Origin of the sequence: Micromonospora sp. R77 (genome assembly GCF_022747945.1) — a bacterium.
In the GTDB taxonomy this organism is placed as follows: Bacteria; Actinomycetota; Actinomycetes; order Mycobacteriales; family Micromonosporaceae; genus Micromonospora.
Window position 1 is genome coordinate 1 of the sequence record NZ_JALDST010000031.1, and the last position, 1,045, is coordinate 1,045.

Genomic DNA, 1,045 nt, shown 5'->3' on the forward strand with positions numbered 1-1,045 from the left:
GGGCAGCCGTTCAGCGTCGACGGCAGCGGGCTGGCCGCCGCCGTCGTGCTCGCCGTCGACCCGCCCGCCGGCACGGTCGCCGCCCTCGGTGCCCGCCTCGCCGCCGCCACCCGACGGGCCGAGGCGGTGCGCTTCGCCGACCTGCTGCCCGAGCGGCACTGGACCGAGTCGTCGGCCACCGGCCTGCGTACCGTCCTCGGCCGGTCCGGACGGCAATCCGTCAGCGTCGCCTTCGACGACGCCACCCCGCACTGGCTGGTCGGCGGCCGGACCGGGGCCGGCAAGACGGTGCTGCTGCTCGACGTGCTCTACGGCCTCGCCGCCCGCTATGCCCCCACCGAACTCCAGCTGCACCTGCTCGACTTCAAGGAGGGGGTGAGCTTCACCGAGTTCGTCCCCACCGAGCGTGACCCGTCCTGGTTGCCGCACGCCCGCGCCGTCGGCATCGAGTCCGACCGGGAGTACGGCGTGGCCGTGCTGCGTGACCTGCGCGAGGAGCTGACCCGGCGGGCCGGCCTGCTCAAGCGGCACGGCGTCACCAAGCTCGCCGACCTGCCCCCGAACGCCCGGCCGCCCCGGGTCGTCACCGTGGTCGACGAGTTCCACGTGCTGCTGGCCGGCAACGACGCGCTCGCCCGGCAGGCCGTCGACCTGCTGGAGGAGTTGGCCCGCAAGGGCCGCTCGTACGGCCTGCACCTGGTGCTGGCCAGCCAGAGCACCACCGGCATCGAGGCCCTCTACGGCCGGGCCGAGGCGATCTTCGGCCAGTTCCCGCTGCGGATCGCGCTGCCCGGCGGCAGCGGCGTGCTGGACCCGCTCAACGACGCCGCGAAGACCCTCACGGTCGGTGCCGCCGTCGTGAACACCGCAGGCGGGGTGGCCGGCGCGAACACCGAGGTCCGCTTCCCCGACGCGCACGCCGCCGCCAAGGACCTGGCGACGCTGCGCCACGACCTGTGGGCGGCCCGGCCGGCGGGCGCGCGACCCCCCACCGTCTTCCGGGGGTACGAGACGCCCCGGCTGGCCGACGATCCGACCTGGACCG

1 protein-coding gene is annotated in these 1,045 nt (G+C 75.5%); it reads left to right on the forward strand.

What is annotated here, in order from left to right:
• Positions 1–1,045 (forward strand): FtsK/SpoIIIE domain-containing protein (locus tag MRQ36_RS33005; protein ID WP_242801751.1); only part of this gene is annotated, 1,045 nt, incomplete at both ends.